The 18,569-nt window shown below is 71.1% G+C and carries 16 protein-coding genes and 1 tRNA gene; 9 read left to right on the forward strand and 8 right to left on the reverse strand.

Features of this window, described 5'->3' with window-relative positions:
- Window positions 1-238: 238 nt before the first annotated feature.
- Window positions 239-1,132: a DMT family transporter gene (locus ACI2L1_RS19275; RefSeq protein WP_404740532.1), complete on the reverse strand. Its 894-nt coding sequence runs from the start codon at window positions 1,130-1,132 to the stop codon at window positions 239-241.
- Window positions 1,133-1,554: 422 nt separating this feature from the next.
- On the opposite strand from ACI2L1_RS19275, the gene ACI2L1_RS19280 reads away from it, so the two are divergent.
- The 4 genes from ACI2L1_RS19280 to ACI2L1_RS19295 all read left to right on the forward strand — a co-directional run bounded on the left by ACI2L1_RS19280 (window position 1,555) and on the right by ACI2L1_RS19295 (window position 5,520).
- The gene (locus tag ACI2L1_RS19280) at window positions 1,555-2,505 is read left to right on the forward strand and encodes a hypothetical protein (protein ID WP_404740533.1); all 951 of its coding nucleotides are present in this window, start codon (window positions 1,555-1,557) and stop codon (window positions 2,503-2,505) included.
- Between the two features lie 29 nt (window positions 2,506-2,534).
- Window positions 2,535-4,076 (forward strand): APC family permease, encoded by a 1,542-nt coding sequence (locus ACI2L1_RS19285; RefSeq protein ID WP_404740534.1) that lies wholly within the window; start codon window positions 2,535-2,537, stop codon window positions 4,074-4,076.
- A 111-nt stretch (window positions 4,077-4,187) separates the two neighbouring features.
- Window positions 4,188-4,916 carry a molybdopterin-dependent oxidoreductase gene (locus tag ACI2L1_RS19290; RefSeq protein ID WP_404740535.1) on the forward strand — a complete coding sequence of 243 codons (729 nt, stop codon included), beginning with the start codon at window positions 4,188-4,190 and terminating at the stop codon, window positions 4,914-4,916.
- Window positions 4,900-5,520, forward strand: a complete 621-nt coding sequence (locus ACI2L1_RS19295) for a cytochrome b/b6 domain-containing protein (RefSeq protein ID WP_404740536.1) — start codon at window positions 4,900-4,902, stop codon at window positions 5,518-5,520. Before ACI2L1_RS19290 ends, ACI2L1_RS19295 begins: the two co-directional genes overlap by 17 nt.
- 170 nt (window positions 5,521-5,690) lie before the next feature.
- On the opposite strand, the gene ACI2L1_RS19300 is transcribed toward ACI2L1_RS19295, so the two are convergent.
- Both ACI2L1_RS19300 and ACI2L1_RS19305 read right to left on the reverse strand, forming a co-directional pair.
- The gene (locus ACI2L1_RS19300) at window positions 5,691-7,088 is read right to left on the reverse strand and encodes a GntP family permease (protein ID WP_404740537.1); all 1,398 of its coding nucleotides are present in this window, start codon (window positions 7,086-7,088) and stop codon (window positions 5,691-5,693) included.
- Window positions 7,089-7,132: 44 nt separating this feature from the next.
- Window positions 7,133-7,639: a gluconokinase gene (locus tag ACI2L1_RS19305; RefSeq protein ID WP_404740538.1), complete on the reverse strand. Its 507-nt coding sequence runs from the start codon at window positions 7,637-7,639 to the stop codon at window positions 7,133-7,135.
- 137 nt (window positions 7,640-7,776) lie between these two features.
- On the opposite strand from ACI2L1_RS19305, the gene ACI2L1_RS19310 reads away from it, so the two are divergent.
- Window positions 7,777-8,478, forward strand: coding sequence for a FadR/GntR family transcriptional regulator (locus tag ACI2L1_RS19310; protein ID WP_404740539.1), 702 nt, complete (start codon window positions 7,777-7,779; stop codon window positions 8,476-8,478).
- Here the strand turns inward: ACI2L1_RS19310 and ACI2L1_RS19315 are convergent.
- From ACI2L1_RS19315 to ACI2L1_RS19330, 4 genes are all read right to left on the reverse strand, one after another.
- Window positions 8,475-8,867, reverse strand: coding sequence for a YchJ family protein (locus ACI2L1_RS19315; protein WP_404740540.1), 393 nt, complete (start codon window positions 8,865-8,867; stop codon window positions 8,475-8,477). The two genes, ACI2L1_RS19310 and ACI2L1_RS19315, sit on opposite strands and share 4 nt — an antisense overlap.
- Entirely contained in the window at window positions 8,864-10,240 is a 1,377-nt protein-coding gene (locus ACI2L1_RS19320) for a M1 family metallopeptidase (RefSeq protein WP_404740541.1), read from the reverse strand. Before ACI2L1_RS19320 ends, ACI2L1_RS19315 begins: the two co-directional genes overlap by 4 nt.
- Before the next feature lie 77 nt (window positions 10,241-10,317).
- Window positions 10,318-14,181 carry a Pls/PosA family non-ribosomal peptide synthetase gene (locus ACI2L1_RS19325; protein ID WP_404740542.1) on the reverse strand — a complete coding sequence of 1,288 codons (3,864 nt, stop codon included), beginning with the start codon at window positions 14,179-14,181 and terminating at the stop codon, window positions 10,318-10,320.
- Between the two features lie 286 nt (window positions 14,182-14,467).
- A tRNA-Leu gene (locus tag ACI2L1_RS19330) sits at window positions 14,468-14,555 on the reverse strand.
- A 200-nt stretch (window positions 14,556-14,755) separates the two neighbouring features.
- Here ACI2L1_RS19330 and ACI2L1_RS19335 point away from each other — a divergent pair.
- From ACI2L1_RS19335 to ACI2L1_RS19345, 3 genes are all read left to right on the forward strand, one after another.
- Window positions 14,756-16,081 (forward strand): M20/M25/M40 family metallo-hydrolase, encoded by a 1,326-nt coding sequence (locus ACI2L1_RS19335; RefSeq protein ID WP_404740543.1) that lies wholly within the window; start codon window positions 14,756-14,758, stop codon window positions 16,079-16,081.
- 146 nt (window positions 16,082-16,227) lie between these two features.
- The gene (chpH, locus tag ACI2L1_RS19340) at window positions 16,228-16,461 is read left to right on the forward strand and encodes a chaplin ChpH (protein ID WP_020117753.1); all 234 of its coding nucleotides are present in this window, start codon (window positions 16,228-16,230) and stop codon (window positions 16,459-16,461) included.
- Window positions 16,462-16,609: 148 nt separating this feature from the next.
- Entirely contained in the window at window positions 16,610-17,521 is a 912-nt protein-coding gene (locus tag ACI2L1_RS19345; protein WP_404740544.1) for a chaplin family protein, read from the forward strand.
- A gap of 61 nt (window positions 17,522-17,582) precedes the next feature.
- On the opposite strand, the gene ACI2L1_RS19350 is transcribed toward ACI2L1_RS19345, so the two are convergent.
- Window positions 17,583-17,771 (reverse strand): DUF5703 family protein, encoded by a 189-nt coding sequence (locus ACI2L1_RS19350; RefSeq protein ID WP_007380901.1) that lies wholly within the window; start codon window positions 17,769-17,771, stop codon window positions 17,583-17,585.
- A gap of 47 nt (window positions 17,772-17,818) precedes the next feature.
- On the opposite strand from ACI2L1_RS19350, the gene ACI2L1_RS19355 reads away from it, so the two are divergent.
- Entirely contained in the window at window positions 17,819-18,490 is a 672-nt protein-coding gene (locus tag ACI2L1_RS19355) for a hypothetical protein (RefSeq protein ID WP_404740545.1), read from the forward strand.
- Window positions 18,491-18,569 lie beyond the last annotated feature (79 nt).

Genomic DNA, 18,569 nt, shown 5'->3' on the forward strand with positions numbered 1-18,569 from the left:
ACCCGGAGCCAAGCAGAAGTGCCTATCCGTGCGGGGACCCGGAGCCAAGCAGAAGTGCCTATCCGTGCCGGGACCCGCAGCCAAGCAGAAGTACCTATCCGTGCCGGGACCCGTAGCCAAGCACGCGCCTGCATCCATGCGGAGCCCCGCAGTCAAGCGGTAGCAAGCACCCACGCAGGCGCGCGCACCGTAGCGGCTCGCGTCCACGCAGCGGCCCGCGCCCCCACACCCGCACGCCTCAGCTCGGCTGGAGGTTCCGCGCAGGTTCCGGCTGGGCGGCTCCGCAGGGCATCGCCGGGTGCATCCCCAGCAGCACGATGCCCACGACGACGGCCGCGAGCCCCAGCGCCTCCCAGGTCAGTGCGCCGGTGTCGGTGCGCAGCCGGTCGCCGAGGAAGCCCACCCCGCAGATGATCCCGGCCAGCGGCTGGGCGGCGGTGAGCGCGGGCAGCGACATCCGCAGCGGCGCGGTCTCGAAGGCGCTCTGCACCAGGACGAGCCCGGTGACGCCGAGGGCCAGCACGGCGTACGGCTGCCAGCCGGTCAGCAGCTCGGTGAGGCCGCCCTCGGAGAAGCGCTGGCCGCTGACCCGGGTGAGGGCGTCCTGGACGCCGTACAGCAGACCCGCCGCCAGGGCCAGCAGTACCGGGCCCGAGCTGAGGCGGGAACGCTTGGCGTAGGTGGTGAGCAGCAGGGCGAGGCCGATCATCGCGCCGATGATCAGCCAGTGGCGGAAGGGGTCGGTGACCGCCGTACCGCCGCGAGGCTCGCCCGCCACGATGAACGCGGTCACCCCGCCCGCGAGGAGGGCGAGGCCCGCCCAGCCCTGGCGGCCCAGCGGCTGCTTCGACTGCTTGCGGGAGAGGGCGAGGGCGAAGAGCAGGTTCGTGGCGAGGAGGGGCTCGACCAGGGAGACCTCGCCCTGGCCGAGGGCGATCGCGCCCAGCACCATGCCGGCCACCATCAGGCCGATGCCGCCGAGCCAGCGCGGCACCTTCATCAGGTCGAGGAGCAGCCGGGGCGAGAGGAAGTCGCTCAGCGGGGCCTGACGGGCCACGTTCTGCTGGAGCACGAAGCCGAAGCCCAGGCAACAGGCAGCACTCACGGCGAGAATCAGAACCAGAACCGACACGCTGCGTACCTCGATCGTCCGGCCGGGCGGCGGGGTGGTAGTCGCCGACTGTAGCGTCCCAGTGCCCGGCTTGCCCCTGGGAGTAACCGCATCCGGGCCGTTGACCCGGTCACCGCGCCCTTCTCGGCAGCGGGGGTTCCTGCCATGGTGCGGTGTGGGGGAGGGTGGCGCCATGGCGTACGCCACAAGTGCGGGCTCTTGACCGGGTCCCACCAGCACCGGATGGCCACAACTTCCCCTCAGGTATGGAGAGTTGACGCGTGTAACGTGCCTTCGACCCTTGACGCGATCCATTGGTGGAGGGTTGGCTGTGTGTGATCAGTCGATGGCGGTGCGAATCGGCCGTTCGGTCTGCCCGCATGGGCTGACGACCCCCTCCCCCCGCCCGCTCCGCGCCTTGTTCCGTGAGGAAAGCCCACACGGTGTCCCCACCCCCGCCATCCTTCGGCCGCAGTCGAAAACGCGCCACCCAGGCCTTCGACGCGGCCCTCGACGACGCCGAACTCGTCGACGCGCGAGCGGCGTTGGCGCAGGGCAGATGGCAGGCGGTCAGGGCGCTGCTCGCTCGTACGGGTGACGACTGGGACCTGCGGGGGCACCGGGTGACGGTCCTCGCGGCGGAGCCCTACGCCCACGCCTGGGCCCGGGACTGGCTGGTCGCCGAACCGGACTCCGCGGACGCCGCCGTACTGCTCGCCCTCGCCCTGGTCCAGCGCGCCCTACGGGGCAAGGGGAAGCCCGCCCCCGCGCGCGAGGCCTGCCGGACCGCGGCCGGACGCGCGCCCGCGGACCCCACCCCCTGGCTCGGCCTGCTCCTGCTGGAGCGCGACCTGGGCGCGGCGGACGAGGTGGCCGACGTCTTCGGCGAGATCAGGCAGCGGTACGCCGACCACCACCACGCCCACCATCTGATGGTCGCCCGGCTTGCCGAGCGCCGGGCGGTGGCGGGCCCCGACCCGCTGCACGAGGTCTACGACTTCGCCAACTGGGCCGCCGAGCAGGCCCCCGCCGACTCTCCGCTCGCGATCCTGCCGGTCATCGCGCACACCGAGCGCTACCGGGCCCTGGCCACCGCGGGACACGAGCCGCGTGACCCCGCCGCGTCCGGCCACTGGACCGGACGCAGGGCCCGGCAGGTGATGAAGTCGGCCTTCGACTGGTGGCTGGAATGGGAGCACGAGGGCCATCCCCGCCGGCTGGTCGACCTGAACTTCCTCGCCCACGCGAAGGTCTGCGAGGGCCGCGGCGCCGAGGCCGCCGCCCTCTTCCACCGCATCGGCGAACGTCCCACCCAGGCCCCCTGGTCCTATCCGGACCGTGAGCCGTACTCCGCCTTCCGCGCCGCCCGCGACCGTGCGCTCGGCACGGTCTAGCACCCCCGAACCCCAGAAGGACGGTCCCCATGGCCACCGACAGTTCCAGTACGAGCAGACCGGCCGCCGAAGGCATCAGTACGTTCAAGGGGCAGGACCGCGCGCTGCGCGCCGACCGGCTCGGCACCGGAGGGCTGCTGCTCTCGGTCCTCGCGGCGACCGCGCCCCTCATGGTCGTCGCGGGTGTCATGCCCACCACATTCGCGGTGATGGGGATCGTCGGCCAGCCGCTCCTCTACGTCGTCCTCGGCCTGGTCCTCGTCCTGTTCGGCGTCGGCTACGCCGAGATGAGCCGGCACGTCCACAACGCTGGCGCCTTCTATGCCTACATCTCCCGCGGCCTCGGCGCCACGGCCGGAGCGAGCGCGGCCCTCGTCGCCCTGGTCGCCTACAACGCCCTCCAGGTCGGCATCTACGGCATCTTCGGCTTCGAGGTCTCCGGACTGTTCGCCACCTACACCAACCTTTCGGTGGCCTGGTGGATACCGGCGCTGGTGGCCGCCCTCGTCGTAGGCGCGCTGGGCTGGCTGAAGATCGACGTCAACGCGCGCGTGCTCGGCGTCCTGCTGATCGTCGAGGTCGCCCTGGTCGTCATCTTCGACCTCGCCGCCGTCGCCGACCCGGCGGCCGAGGGCCTGTCCCTGCACGCCTTCAACCCGGACACCCTCAGCGGGGCCGGCGTCGGCACCGCCCTGTGCTTCTGCATCGCCGCGTTCCTCGGCTTCGAGCAGGCGCCTGTGTACGCCGAGGAGACCAGCCGCCCGCACATCCTGGTGCCCCGCGTGATGTTCCTGGCCGTCGGCGGCGTCGCCGTCTTCTTCGCGCTCAGCAGCTGGGCCCTCACCGTGGCCACCGGACCCTCGGCAGTCGTCGCCGAGTCGCAGAAGCAGAGCGCGGGACTGCTCTTCGGTCTCACCGAGGACCGCCTCGGCACCACCTTCACCGACATCCTGCACGTGCTGTTCGTGACCGGCATGTTCGCGGCCATGGTCAGCTTCCACAACGTCGTCGCCCGCTACGCCTTCGCGATGGGACGCGAGGGTCTGCTGCCCGCCGCCTTCGGCCGCACGAACAGCGCCAGCGGCGCGCCCGGCACCGGGTCGCTGCTCCAGACAGCCGTCTCGGTCATCGTCGTGATCGTCTTCGCGGTCGCCGACGACAAGCCCACCGGCGACCCGACCGTGCCGGTGCTGCACCTGTTCACCTGGTTCGGCAACATCGGCTCCCTCGGCGTGATCGTGCTGATGGCGGCCGCCTCCGCCTCCGTCGTCGTCTTCTTCGTCCGGCGGGGTGCGGCGGGCGCCCAGGCCTGGCGGCTGGCCACCTCCGCCGTCGCGGGGATCGCGCTGCTGGTGATCGCCGTCTACACGGTGAAGGACTTCGACGTCCTGGTCGGCGCGGGCCCGGGCTCCGCTCTGAGCTGGCTGCTGCCCGGCATCATCGGGCTCGCCCTGGTGGCGGGCCTCGCACAGGGGCTGCTCCTGAAGGCCCGCAAGCCCGAGGCACACGCGCGGATCGGGCTCGGCAACGAGGCGTTCCAGCTGGAGAGGGCGGCCGGGGAGGCGTCGTAGCCCCCTCGGCACCGGACGCTCGCTGAGAGCCGGGTGAGAACTGATTACGGAAGTCTGACGAGCACCCGCGATTCCTGGTCCTGCCGGGGTCGCGGGTGTTCGAATGGATACGTGAACCCCGAACAGCCCGAGGAGCAGCACGGCACGCCGATCGGCCGCCGGGTCCTCCTCGGCACCCTCGGCCTGGGCGCGCTCGGCGTGGTCGCCGCGCCCACCCTGCAACGCGGTCTGGAGGCCTTCCTCGGCGGCGCCGCCGACAAGGACCCCACCGGCCTGACGGGCCTGCTCCCCAACGGCGGCGGCTTCCGCTACTACTCGGTGACCTCGTCCGTGCCGCACAAGAGCGCCTGGAACTACCGGCTCAAGATCGACGGCCTGGTCTCCCGCCCGAAGACGTACACCCTGGCGGACCTGCGGGCGATGCCCCAGACCCGGCTGGTCAAGGACGTCCAGTGCGTGACGGGCTGGCGGGTCCCGGACACCCCGTTCGAAGGTGTACGACTCTCCGCGCTGCTGGACGCAGCCGGGGTGACGGCGAAGGCGGGTGCCGTCCGCTTCAGCTGCTTCGACGGGGCGTACACCGAGAGCCTCACCCTCGACCAGGCCCGCCGTTCGGACGTCCTGGTCGCCCTGCGCATGCAGGACAAGGACATCGGCCACTCGCACGGCGGCCCGGTCCGCCTCTATGTGGCCCCCATGTACTTCTACAAGTCCGCCAAGTGGTTGTCCGGCATCACCGTCACCGAGGACGTGGAGCGGGGTTACTGGGAGGAGCGGGGCTACGACGTCGACGCCTGGGTCGGCCGTTCGAACGGGCGGGACGATGCACCTACGAGTTGACGCACCGCCGCAGACCCGGATCCGGCGCTTCGGCCGCACCCAGAAGTGGGTCCACCGCACCACCGCCGCACTGATGGGCGTCTGCGTGGCGACGGCCGCCTGTCTCTATCTCCCGCAGCTCGCCGAACTCGTCGGCCGCCGCGAGCTGGTGGTACGCATCCACGAATGGGCGGGCCTCGCCCTGCCGGTGCCGGCCCTGGCCGGCCTCGTCTCCCGTGCCTTCCGCGCCGACCTGGGCTTCCTGAACCGCTTCGGCCCGCACGACCGGGTCTGGCTGCGCGCCGCCCTGCACCGCGACAAGCGCCGCTCGTCCCGCCCCGCGGGCAAGTTCAACGCGGGCCAGAAGATCTACGCCGCCTGGATCTCCGGCGCGACCCTCGTCATGCTCGGCACCGGCCTGCTGATGTGGTTCACCCACCTCACCCCGATCCAGTGGCGTACCAGCGCGACCTTCGTCCACGACTGGCTCGCCCTCACCATCGGCATCGTCCTCGCGGGCCACATCGGCATGGCCCTGGGGGACCCGGAGGCACGCAGGGGGCTGCGGACGGGGTCGGTGGACAGGGAGTGGGCGAAGCGCGAACACCCTCTGTGGCGGCCGTGATCCGGCTGTTCCCACGATCAAGGAGATGCGGGACACCCTCGACCGCAGTGACCGCACGCTGGGTTCCTGGGCGGCCGTACGAGGAGACCGTACGGCCGCCCAGGAGCAGACGGAGGCCGAGCAGGAGCTCTGACGAGCCGCTCGGCCTCCGCGTCGGGGCGGTCGTACCCCTATATGACCAGCGAGAGCAGCAGCACCAGCCCGCCGGCGACCACCGAGATGATCGTTTCCATGATCGACCAGGTTTTGATGGTCTGGCCGACGTCGAGACCGAAGTACTCCTTGACCAGCCAGAACCCGGCGTCGTTGACATGGCTGAAGAAGAGCGAGCCGGCGCCGATGGCGAGGACGAGCAGGGCCGTCTCCCCGGTCGACATGCCTTCGGCGAGCGGGGCGACCAGGCCGGCTGCGGAGATCGTGGCCACTGTGGCCGAACCGGTCGCGAGCCTGATCGCCACCGCGATCAGCCAGGCCAGCAGGAGTGCCGGGATCGACCAGTCCTTGGAGATGTCCAGGACCATCTGACCCACACCGGAGTCGATCAGGGTCTGCTTGAAGCCGCCGCCCGCGCCGACGATCAGCAGGATGCCGGCGATGGGCGCGAGGCCCTTCTCGACGAGCGGGGAGAGGCGGTCCCTGCCGAAGCCGGCCGGGCGCAGCAGCGTGAAGATGCCCACCAGAACCGCGGTCAGCAGGGCGATCAACGGGGAGCCGATGACGTCGAAGACCCGCTGCACGGTGTTGTCGGCGTCGTCGATCACGATGTCGACCAGCGCCTTGGAGAGCATCAGGACGACCGGGAGCAGGATGGTTGCGAGGGTGGGCCCGAAGGCCGGGCGCTTCTCCAGTTCCTCGGAGGCGCGCTGCGGAACCATGCGGTCGGGCGCCGGGACGTCCACCCAGCGGGCCGCGTACCGCGAGAACAGCGGTCCCGCGATGATCACCGTCGGGATGGCGACCAGCACACCGAGCGCGAGCGTGACACCGAGGTTGGCGCCGACCGCGTCGATCGCGACCAGCGGACCGGGGTGCGGCGGCACCAGACCGTGCATCACGGACAGGCCCGCGAGGGCCGGGATGCCGATCCGCATCAGGGAGTAGTTGCCGCGCTTGGCGACCATCAGCACGACCGGGATCAGCAGCACGACGCCGACCTCGAAGAAGAGGGGGAGCCCGATCACGGAGGCGATCAGGACCATCGCCCACGGCATCGAACGGCCGCCCGCCTTCGCCAGGATCGTGTCGACGATCTGATCGGCCCCGCCCGAGTCGGCGAGCATCTTGCCGAGTATCGCGCCGAGGGCGATCAGCACACCGACACCGGCGACCGTGGTGCCCAGGCCGGTGGTGAAACTGGCGATGGCCTTGTCGAGCGGCGCTCCGGCGACCGCGCCGAGCACGAGCGTGCCCAGCGTCAGGGACAGAAAGGCGTGGAGCTTGAACTTGGTGATGAGCAGGACGATGACGGCGATGCCCGCCAGTACGGCGATGCCCAGCTGCGCGTGACCGGCCGAGGTGATCGGCTCCGGTGCGTCCGCTGCCAGCATCTCGACGCTGAGTCTGGTCACGGGGGTTCCCTTGCAGATACGGGGGTGTTCTTCGGAAAGGGGTGTTACGGGAGTTCGGCGAGCGCCTTCGCGGCCCGCCCGGTGATCTCCTCCGGGCTGCCGGACACGTCCACCACGACCCCGGCCTCGTCCTGCTGGAGGGGCTGGAGCGTGGCGAACTGCGAGTCCAGCAGCGCGGTGGGCATGAAGTGCCCCTGCCGATGCGCGATGCGGTCCTCGATGAGGGCACGGTCGCCTGCCAGGTGCACGAAGACGATCCCGGGTGCCTCGGCCCGCAGCCGGTCGCGGTACGACCGCTTCAGCGCCGAGCAGCTGACCACCCCGCCGAGCCCCGCCCGTCCGTGCGCCCAGGAGCCGATGGCGTCGAGCCACGGCCACCGGTCCTCGTCGGTGAGCGGGGTGCCCGCCGACATCTTGGCGATGTTGGCCGGCGGGTGGAAGTCGTCGGCCTCGGCGTACGGGACGCCGAGCCGGGCCGCGAGCAGGGGACCGATGGTGGTCTTCCCGGTGCCCGCGACGCCCATGACCACGACGACATGGGGGGTACTCATCGCTGCCTCACTGTCTGGTGTCGTCTTCGACAGGTGATGTCGACGCAACTGAAACCGATTAGGTACGACGAATTCAAGACCCTGTGACAAATAAGTCTGACTTTTTGGCGCCGTGACGCGCCCCGTACTCTGAGTGCATGAGCACATCGGGCCGGGGGCTGCACGGCCGGGTACTGGAAACCCTCGGCCCCGCGATCACTGCGGGTGAGTACCCGCCGGGCAGCGTTCTGCGCACCGACGAACTGGCCCAGCGCTTCGACGTCTCACGCTCGGTGATGCGGGAGGCGGTCCGGGTCCTGGAGTCCATGCACCTGCTCGAGTCCCGCCGCCGAGTGGGCGTGACGGTCCGCCCCAAGGCCGAGTGGAACGTCTACGACCCCCAGGTCATCCGCTGGCGCCTGGCCGGCGCGGACCGGCCCCAGCAGCTGCGCTCCCTGACCGTGCTGCGCTCGGCTATCGAGCCGGTGGCGGCGGGCCTGGCCGCGAAGAACGCGACCGCCGAGCAGTGCGCGCAACTCACCGAGTGCGCCCTGGGCATGGTCGCCAACTCCAAGGGCCACCGGCTGGAGGGCTACCTCTTCCATGACATCGCGTTCCACCGCGTGGTCCTCAACGCCTCCGGCAACGAGATGTTCGCCCACCTGGGCGACCTCGTCGCCGAGGTCCTCACCGGCCGCACCCATCACGAGGTCATGTTCGAGGACCCCGACCCGGCAGCCGTCACACTCCATGTCCGCCTCGCCGAGGCGATCCGCGCGGGCGACGCGGGTCATGCGGAGGAACTGACCCGCGAGATCGCGGTGGGCGCGCTCCACGAGCTGGACATCCTGGCTCCCTAGTCCAGGAACTCCCCGTCGACGTACACCCAGGCCCCGGCGACCCGCTCGAAACGGCTGCGCTCATGCAGCGAACCGCCCTTGAACGACGCCCTGAACGTCACCGTCCCGGTGCTGTGGAACGCCGAGCCCTCGGTCGTGCCGAGGATCTCCAGGCCCGTCCAGCGCATACCCGCGTCGAAGCCCACGCCCGGCGGCCGGGTCCGAGGATGCCAGGTGCGCAGCAGGTACACCTCGTCCCGCTTCACGAAGGCGCAGTACCGCGAACGCATCAGCGACTCGGCGGTCGGTGCCGCGGCCTCGCCCCGATGGAAGCGGCCGCAGCAGTTGTCGTACGTCTCCTGACGACCGCACGGACAGTGGGGCTGTTGCCGTGAGACACGTCGGCTCACGGCTGCACCTGGCCGGTATTGGTCGGCGGATGCGCCGGTCGCGCCGGGATCAGCGTGGGCAGCGCCGGCAGGGCCGCCCCGCGCACCCAGGCGTCGAACAGGCCGTCCAGCGGCTCGTCCGCGAACCGGTTGGCATGGGCGGTGAACGTCGACGTGGTCACGGCCCCGCCCCGGTGCAGCCCAGCCCAGCCGCGCAGCATCCGGAAGAACGCCTCGTCACCCATCGCACACCGCACCGCGTGCACGGCGAGCCCGCCGCGCTCATAGAGCCGGTCGTCGAACATCGACTTGCGGCCCGGGTCGGCCAGCCGCAGGTCCTGGGGGAGCGAGGACAGCAACCGGTGCGCGGCGGCCGCCAGTTGCTGGGCGGTACGGCCCCCCGAGTGCTCCGACCACAGCCACTCGGCGTACTTGGCGAACCCCTCGTTCAGCCAGATGTGCCGCCAGTCCGCGATGGACACGCTGTTGCCGAACCACTGGTGCGCCAGCTCGTGCGCCACCAGCCGCTCCCAACCCCGGGCACCGTCCACGTGGTTGGCGCCGAACAGCGACAACCCCTGGGCCTCCACGGGCACATCGAGCTCCTCCTCCGTGACGACGACCGCGTACTCGTCGAACGGATACGGCCCGAACAGCTCCTGGAACAGCTCCATCATCTGCGGCTGGCGCGCGAAGTCCCTTGAGAACTCCGGCAGTAGATGCGCCGGAATGTGCCCGTGCTGAGGCACCCCGCCGGGACCCGGATCGCCCAGCAGCACCGTCTGGTACTTGCCGATCGACAGCCCGACGAGATAGCTGGACGTGGGCGCGGCCTGCTCGTACACCCAAGTCGTCGTCGAGGCACGGGTCGTACGCGTCAGCAGCCTGCCACCCGCCACCACCGCGTACGCGGACGGCGTGGTGATCGAGATCTGGTACGACGCCTTGTCCGCGGGCCGGTCGTTGCACGGGTACCAGGACGGCGCCCCGATCGGCTGGCTCGCCACCAGCGCCCCGTCCTCCAGCTCCTCCCAGCCGAGCCCGCCCCAAGGGCTGTGCACCGGCTTGGGGTTGCCCGACCAGTGCACCTCGACCGTGAACGCGGCCCCGGGCCGCACCGCCTTCGCGGGCTTCACCCGCAGCTTCCCGCCCCGGTGCGTGTAGTGCGCCGGCCGTCCGTCCACCCGCACCCGGCCGATCTTGAAGTCGGTCAGGTTGAGCATGAACTCGGCGAGCGGCGAGCGCCCCGCTATGGCGTTGATCCGGGCGCTTCCGGCCAGCCGGTTCGGGCCCGGGCGGTAGTCCAGCGCGAGCTCGTACCGGTGCACCCGGTACCGGGCGTCACCGTGGTCCGGGAAGTACGGGTCCGAACCCGCCGCCTGCTGAACTGCCACTGCCGCTTCTGCTCCCTGCGCTGCGTTGCCGCTCCGACCCGCCGATGCCTCGCTCACCGGATCCGAGTGGCCCGCGTTCAGGGCCGCCATGCCTCGATCGGGTTGCCGAGCCAGCGGGTGTCGTCCGGGACGGACTCCGCGGCCATGACGAGCGACGCGGGGCCCAGCGTGGTGCGGGCCCCGACCGTGCTGCCGGGCAGCACGATCCCGCCAGGGCCCAGCGTGGCGCCCTCACGGAGAACAACAGTATCCGTCCGCAAGATCCGGTCGTGGAAGAGGTGGGTCTGGAGCACACAGCCACGGTTGATCGTCGCCGCGTCCCCCAGCTGCACCAGATCGGTCTCCGGCAGCCAGTAGCTCTCCACCCAGACGCCCTTGCCGATCTTCGCGCCGAGCCCGCGCAGCCACGCCGTCATCACCGGCGTACCGGGCACCGAACCCGCGAGCCACGGCACCGCGAGCACCTCGACGAACGTGTCCGCGAGCTCGTTGCGCCACACGAACCCGCTCCACAGCGGGTGCTCACCCGTGCGGTGACGGCCGACGAGCAGCCACTTCGCGACGACGGACACCAGCCCCGCCACCGCACCGGCCGCGAGCAGCACCACCCCGGCCAGCAGCCAGGCCCACGGCCCCAGCACACACAGCGCGGCCACCGTCAGCACGGCCAGCCAGGCCGAGCAGAACACCGGCACGATCCGGCACAGCTCAACAAGCCCGCGCGCCCACAGCAGCCCCGCCGAGGGCTCGTACGTCCGGCTCTGGTCGCTGTCGGCCGTGTTGCGCGGGAGCTTCACCGGCGGCAGCCCCAGATACGACGTGCCCTTCTTCGCCTTCTTCGGCGTCGCCGACAGCACGCCCACCAGCCCGCCGTCCGGCACGGTCCGCCCCGGTGCGGTCATCCCCGAGTTCCCGAGGAACGCCCGCCGCCCGATCTCCGCGCGCCCGACCCTGACCCAGCCGCCGCCCAACTCGTACGGCGCGGTCAGCGTGTCGTCGGCCAGGAACGCGCCCTCACCGACCGTCGTCAGGCTCGGCAGCGCCAGCACGGTCGACACCTCGGCACCGCGCCCGATCCGCATCCCGAGCAGCCGCAGCCACACCGGCGTGACCAGCCCGGCGTACAGCGGGAACAGCGTCTCGCGCGACCGGTCCATCAGTTGCGTCACGGTCCACGCCTGCCACCCGACCCGGCTGTGCGTCGGATACGTCCCCTCGCGCAGCCCCTGACTCAGCAGCCTTACGGCGACCAGGAGCAGCAGCGCGTAGGCCAGCCCGAAGGCGAGGGTCGCCGGGACGAGGGCCAGGGCGGCCCCTGCCAGGGGCGTGTGCGCCGCGAGGAAGGGACGGGCCACCAGGAAGGCCGCGCCGCCCGCCAGCACCGGGAGCATCGACAGCGCGAGGCCGGTGACGCCGTACATCACACGCCAGTACGTGCCCCGCACCGGCCGTTCCTTCGGCCAGTTGCGCTTGGCCTTGCCGAGCTTGACCGCGGGCGCGCCCGCCCAGCGCTGACCGGTCGGGATCTGCCCGGCGACCGCCGAACCCGGCGCCACCTCTGCCCGCTTGCCGACCCGGGCACCCGGGAACAGGATGCTGCGGGTACCGACGACGGCGTGCCCGCCCACCTTGACCTGGCCGATCTCCAGCCGGTCGCCGTCCAGCCACCAGCCGGACAGGTCCACCTCGGACTCCACGGCCGCGCCCCGGCCCAGCTTGAGCATGCCGGTGACCGGCGGCAGCGAGTGCAGGTCCACGTCCGGACCGATTTTGGCGCCCAGCGCCCGCGCGTACCGCTCCAGCCAGGAGCCGGTCAGCGAGGTCGCCCCGCTGAACTCGGCGAGCCGCTCGGCGGTCCACAGCCGCAGGTGGACGCTGCCACCGCGCGGGTAGCGACCCGGCTGGAGACCGCGCAGCAGCAGCCGTGCCCCGCCTGCCGCGATCGCGAGCCGTCCCGGCGGGCTGAAGAGCAGCAGCGCCCCGGCCCCGACCAGCCACCACGAGGCGGACGGCAGCCAGGAGTACGGCAGGATGTTGCCGAGCGCGGCCAGCGGCACCAGCCAGCGCAGTCCCAGCAGTGTGAACAGGGGCAGCAGGACCAGGAGCTGGATCACCTGGGCCCTGACCGGCACCGGTGCGATCACCCGCGCCGCCCCGTCGTCCTGCCCGGACTCCTCCAGGTGACGGGCCAACTTCCGCAGTGTGGGCTGCTGGTAGATGTCGAGGACGGCCGCACTCGGGTAGCGGGTGCGCAGACGAGTGGTCAACTGGGCGGCGGCCAGGCTGCTGCCACCGATCGCGAAGAAGTCGTCGCGGGCGCCGCTCACCGGGATACCGAGAACCTCGGCCCACTGCTCGGCGAGCCAGGCCTCGGTGCCGTACAACTGCTCCTTGGGACCGCCTGTTTCGAGCCCCTCCAGCGGCCATGGCAGGGCGTTGCGGTCCACCTTGCCGGAGGTCCGGGTCGGCAGGTCCTCGACCGGTGCCAGCAACGGCACGAGCGCGGCGGGCAGTTCGGCCCGCAGCTTCTCCACCGCGGCCGACTGGTCCCAGCCGTCCTGCGTGACGACGTAACCGACGAGGAGCTGGTTGCCGCTCCGCGCGGTGCGCACGGCGGCGGCCGCTCCCGCGACCCCGGGCAGCGCCTGCAGCGCGGCGTCGACCTCACCGAGCTCGATGCGCCGGCCGCCGAGCTTGATCTGCTCGTCGGCCCGTCCGAGGAAGATCAGGCCCTCGGGCTCGGCCTTCACGAGGTCACCGCTGCGGTACGCCCGCTCCCAGCCCAGCGACTTCAGCGGGGCGTACTTCTCCGTGTCCTTCTCGGCGTCCAGGTACCGGGCGAGCCCGACCCCACCGATCACCAGCTGCCCGCTCGCGCCCATCGGCACGGGCTCCCCGGTCTCGTCCACGACGGCCAGCTCCCAGCCGTCCAGCGGCAGCCCGATCCGGATCGGCTCCGCACCGCTCATCAGCGAGGCACAGGCCACCACGGTCGCCTCGGTGGGCCCGTAGGTGTTCCACACCTCGCGCCCCTCGGTGACCAGCCGCTGCACCAGCTCGGGCGGACAGGCCTCACCGCCGAAGATCAGCAGCCGTACGTCGTTCAGGGTCTCGGGCTCCCACAGCGCGGCGAGCGTCGGCACCGTGGAGACGACGGTGATCTCCTGCTCCACCAGCCAGGGCCCGAGGTCCGCGCCACTTCTGACCTGCGACCGCGGCACCGGCACCAGACAGGCCCCGTAACGCCATGCCAGCCACATCTCCTCGCAGGACGCGTCGAAGGCGACCGACAGCCCCGCCATGACCCTGTCACCGGGGCCGATGGGGTCCTCGGTGAGGAACAGCGCGGCCTCGGCGTCCACGAAGGCGGCCGCGCTGCGGTGCGAGACGGCGACACCCTTGGGCTTGCCGGTGGAGCCGGAGGTGAAGATGATCCACGCGTCGTGCTCGATGCCGGGCCGGGCGGCGGGAGAGTCGCTGCGCCCGTTGACGGTCAGCTCGTGCCCGGCGCCGACCACGGCCCGGACCTCCGCCTCCCCGAACACCAGCTCGGCCCGCTCGTCGGGGTCCTCGGCATCGACGGGGACGTAGGCGGCACCGGCGGCGAGCACGGCGAGGATCGCGACGTACAGATCATTGGTGCCGGACGGCACCCGGATGCCCACCCGGTCGCCGAGACCGACGCCGGCCTGACCGAGCCGTCGCCGTAGCCGCTCCACCTCCACGGCCAGCGCACGGTAGCTGAGCCGGGTCGTCCCGTCGTCCAGGGCGAGCTCGTCGGGGTATGACCGTACGGACGCGTCGAAGACGTCGACGAGCGTGCGCGGGGAGGCGGCGGGGCCCCCGGAGAATCGGGCGGTGTCGCCGAACTGTTCGCGGATCTCTGCGCTGAGCTCTTCGTTGAGCAGGCCGAGAGCGCTGCTCTCGTGTATGGCTGCCATCGGTCCTCGCGTCTCGATCCCGGAAGCCTCCGGGGCGCTGGCGGGCCCGCAGGTCTGCCTGGGGTTGTCCGGCTCCAGCTCGTAACAAGCCGGAAATTTTAGTACGACGCTAGGTTCGAGCCACCGAAACAGCCACCCGGGAAGGCCGTTCGGGGTGCGGCGCAGACCTGGAGGGCGTCTCTGACCTGGTGATCTTTACACCGAGCGAGAGATGCCCCACATACAGCGAGCAAGGGGTCGTACACGACAAATCCCCCCGACCGCCGAGCGGTCAGGGGGATTTGGCTGGTGTCCGAGGGGGGACTTGAACCCCCACGCCCGATAAAGGGCACTAGCACCTCAAGCTAGCGCGTCTGCCATTCCGCCACCCGGACAAGGTGTCTGTCGTGCGGGGTTGCCCCTCGCGGCGACGAAGGAAACATTACCAGGCTTTCGAAGGGGTCCGATCACCCCCCGTCCCTGCCCCGGCTCGTGCGTGAACGGCGTGTGACGGGCCGGGTCCGGTCTTGGGGCCGACCCGGTCACGGAGAGAGGATGAGCCCAACCATCAGCAGTGACAGCGGGAGGAAGCACCGTGAGCGAGACGGACACGGCCGGGACCGTCACCGGCGAGGACGAGGTCGTGGACCTCTGCCGCGAGCTGATCCAGTTCGACACCAGCAACTACGGCGACCACTCGGGACCGGGCGAACGCAAGGCCGCCGAGTGGGTCGCGGAGAAGCTCGCCGAGGTCGGCCTCGACCCGCAGATCTTCGAGTCCCACCCGGGTCGCGCCTCCACGGTGGCCCGGATCGCGGGCGAGGACCCGTCCAGGCCCGCCCTGCTGATCCACGGCCACCTCGACGTCGTACCGGCCAACGCGCAGGACTGGACCCACCACCCCTTCTCCGGTGAGGTCGCCGACGGCTGTGTGTGGGGGCGGGGCGCCGTCGACATGAAGGACATGGACGCGATGACCCTGGCGGTCGTCCGCGACCGGCTGCGCAGTGGCCGCAGGCCCCCGCGGGACATCGTCCTGGCGTTCCTCGCCGACGAGGAGGCGGGCGGCAAGTTCGGCGCCCGGCACCTCGTCGACAACCACCCCGAGCTCTTCGAAGGCGTCACCGAGGCGATCAGCGAGGTGGGCGGCTTCTCCTTCACGGTGAACGAGCAGCGCCGGCTCTACCTGATCCAGACGGCCGAGAAGGGCATGCACTGGATGAAGCTGACGGTGGCCGGCACCGCCGGACACGGCTCGATGATCCACCGGGACAACGCCATCACCGAACTGTCGGAGGCCGTCGCACGGCTCGGCCGACACCAGTTCCCGGTGCGGGTCACCAAGACCACCAGGGCCTTCCTCGACGAGCTCGGCGACGCGCTCGGCACCGAGCTGGACCCGGAGGACATGGAGGGCACGCTCGTCCGGCTCGGTGGTATCGCCAAGCTGATCGGCGCGACCCTGAGCAACACCGCCAATCCCACCCAGCTCGGCGCCGGCTACAAGGTCAACGTCATCCCCGGCGAGGCCACCGCCCACGTCGACGGGCGCTTCCTGCCCGGCTTCGAGGAGGAGTTCCTCACCGACCTCGACAAGATCCTCGGCCCCAAGGTCAGGCGCGAGGACGTGCACTCCGACAAGGCCGTCGAGACCACCTTCGACGGCGCTCTCGTGGACGCCATGCAGTCCGCGCTGGTCGCCGAGGACCCGGCCGCCAAGGCGATCCCTTACATGCTCTCCGGCGGCACCGACGCCAAGTCCTTCGACGAGCTCGGCATCCGCGGCTTCGGCTTCGCGCCGCTCAAGCTGCCCCCGGAGCTGGACTTCGCCGGCATGTTCCACGGTGTCGACGAGCGGGTTCCGGTGGACGGCCTGAAGTTCGGTGTCCGTGTGCTCGACCGGTTCATCGACGCGAGCTGACATGCGTTGACGCAGTTATTCGGCTGCGCGTGCGAGATCGGCCGGGAAGGGTGAATGCGCTCATAAGCTCGTATCCCCATTACTCCGTCCTCGTTACAGGTGATGCGATCCGCTACTTGGGGTCGCATTTCCAACAAGGAGGAATAATGATCAAGAAGATCGTCGCCGCTGCGGCTGCCACTGGTGGCCTGGTTCTCGCGGGTGCGGGCCTTGCCGTCGCCGATGCGGGTGCGCAGGGTGCCGCTGTGGGCTCCCCGGGTGTGCTGTCCGGCAACGTCGTGCAGGTTCCCGTTCACGTCCCGGTGAACGTCTGCGGCAACACGGTCTCCGTGATCGGCCTGCTGAACCCCGCCTTCGGCAACACCTGCATCAACAAGTGACGTTGTGCCTCGCCCTTAGTTGACAGGGATGAACCCGTCGGCCCCGGAGCGCACGCCACGCGCTCCGGGGCCGACGGGCCTTTTCGAACAGAACGGCGCGGCCGAACAGCGGTATTTCGAGACAGGGTCGAAGGCAGGGAATCAGTACATGCGACAAGTCACCCGCAAGGGCCTGATGACAGTGGCGGCCGCGACCGGCGTGATCGCCGCCGCAGGAGGCGCCGCCCACGCAGACGCGGGCGCGAGCGGATCGAGCGCCAACTCACCCGGCGTGCTGTCGGGCAACACGGTGTCGGTGCCGGTGCACGTGCCGGTGAACGCCTGCGGCAACACCGTGGACGTCGTCGGGGTCCTCAACCCCGCGATGGGCAACAGCTGCGGCAACAAGAGCGGCGGCAAGGGCGGAAACAGGGGCGGCGGCGGGTCGTCCGGCGGATACGGCGACTCGGGCGGCTCCGCAGGACACGGGGGTCACAGCGGCCGCGGGCACGGCGGTTCCGGGGGCCCAGGCGGCTCCGGGGGCTCGCATGCCGGCGGACACACCGGAGGTTCGCCCGGCGTGGGATCGGGCAATCACGTCGAGGTGCCGATCGACGCTCCCGTGAACGTCTGCGGCAACAGCGTCGACCTCATCGGCATCGGGAACCCCGCGATGGGCAACGACTGCGGCAGCGGTTCCGGCGGCGGGCAGCACGTCCCGCCCGGCGGAGGTCAGCAGACGCCCCCCGGATCGCCGGAGCAGCCCGGCAGTCCGAGCAACCCGGGCACCCCCGGCAGTCCGAGCCACCCGGGCAGCCCCGGCACCCCGGGCAACCCCGGGAACCCGGTGGAGCCCGGTTCCCCCGGTTCCCCCGTCACCCCGCCCGGGCCGGGCGCCGAGACGCCGGGCGGCGGCACGCACGGCAACCACCCCGGCACCCAGACCGTGACCCAGCCCCGGGGCAGCGCACAGCTCGCCCAGACCGGCATCGACCTGCCGATCGGGCTGGCCCTCCCGGTCGGTGCGGGCGCACTGCTGGCGGGCGCGGTCCTCTACCGCAGGGCGCGCGCCTCGGCCTAGCGGACAGCGTGTGGAACGGAGCGGGCCCCGCCGTGGCGGGGCCCGCTCCGTTCGTCCTGTCTCACCACGTGGCACGCACCTGGCGGATGATCCGCCGACGCAACCGCACCCTGCGGCTGCCGTCGCGCATGAGGCTCAGTCGGTCCAACTCCCAGTGTCCGTACTCGGCATGGTCCGTCAGCAGACGTGTGGCGTCCTTGCGGGAGACGCCCCGCGGTACGTACACGTCGACAAATTCGTATTCCGGCATCGCATCTATTGTGCGGGCCGGGGCCCGGTACGGATAGCGTCTGCACTATGTCTGATGCTGTGCAGCCCACCGCTGCCGAGGTACGTGCCGCCGCCGAGGCGGTCAAGACCGCGCTCGACCGCCACCTGGCCGCGGTCGAACGCAGGTCTGGGGAGGACGACCCCGCCGTCTACGAGGCCTTCAACGAACTGGCCGCGGCCGCCGAGGTGTACGACGAGCTGCTCTACGACCGCTATGACGAGGTCACCCCCTTCGAGATTCCCGGCGCGGAGGAGACCCCGCCGTACACGGGCCCGGAGGAGCCGAACGCGCTGAGCGTGCTGATCCGCCGTGACTACGCCGTGGTGGAACCCCAGCGGCTGCTGGCGCAGGCTCAGCGGGTCGAGGCGGCTGACGACGAAAGTCTCGGCGCGGAGGCCTCCCGCACGGTGCATGGTGCACTGGGGGTGCTTTTCGGCGAGTTCGAGCCCGACGAGATCGCCTCCCGGCACAAGGAGTTCGGTCTGGAGGAGGGCGACTCCACGCTGTGGGTGACGGCGGCGGACGAACCGGCCGAGCCGGGGGAGTGGCTGGAGGCGCCCTTCGAGCAGGTCGACGCGGAGCGGGTGGTGTGCCGGTTCGATGTCAGCGCGGTGTTCGATGACGACCTGGACGACGACGCCGACGGGGCCGACCTGGAGGACGAGGACCTGGAACCGTTGGACGCGGATCGTCGCTGAGGCCATATGACGGCGGTCCCGGAGGTTTGATCTCCGGGACCGCCGTTGTCCTGTCCGTGGGAGGCGGTCTGCGGGTCCG

The sequence above is a fragment of the Streptomyces sp. NPDC019531 genome, assembly GCF_044903305.1.
Classification (GTDB): domain Bacteria; phylum Actinomycetota; class Actinomycetes; order Streptomycetales; family Streptomycetaceae; genus Streptomyces.

What these genes read in the sequence shown, in the direction of transcription:
- ACI2L1_RS19285 (WP_404740534.1), top strand. Translation starts at nt 2,535, where the DNA reads ATGGCCACCGACAGTTCCAGTACGAGCAGACCGGCCGCCGAAGGCATC.
- ACI2L1_RS19295 (WP_404740536.1), top strand. Translation starts at nt 4,900, where the DNA reads ATGCACCTACGAGTTGACGCACCGCCGCAGACCCGGATCCGGCGCTTC.
- ACI2L1_RS19305 (WP_404740538.1), bottom strand. Translation starts at nt 7,639, where the DNA reads ATGAGTACCCCCCATGTCGTCGTGGTCATGGGCGTCGCGGGCACCGGG.
- ACI2L1_RS19310 (WP_404740539.1), top strand. Translation starts at nt 7,777, where the DNA reads ATGAGCACATCGGGCCGGGGGCTGCACGGCCGGGTACTGGAAACCCTC.
- ACI2L1_RS19325 (WP_404740542.1), bottom strand. Translation starts at nt 14,181, where the DNA reads ATGGCAGCCATACACGAGAGCAGCGCTCTCGGCCTGCTCAACGAAGAG.
- chpH (WP_020117753.1), top strand. Translation starts at nt 16,228, where the DNA reads ATGATCAAGAAGATCGTCGCCGCTGCGGCTGCCACTGGTGGCCTGGTT.
- ACI2L1_RS19345 (WP_404740544.1), top strand. Translation starts at nt 16,610, where the DNA reads ATGCGACAAGTCACCCGCAAGGGCCTGATGACAGTGGCGGCCGCGACC.
- ACI2L1_RS19350 (WP_007380901.1), bottom strand. Translation starts at nt 17,771, where the DNA reads ATGCCGGAATACGAATTTGTCGACGTGTACGTACCGCGGGGCGTCTCC.
- ACI2L1_RS19355 (WP_404740545.1), top strand. Translation starts at nt 17,819, where the DNA reads ATGTCTGATGCTGTGCAGCCCACCGCTGCCGAGGTACGTGCCGCCGCC.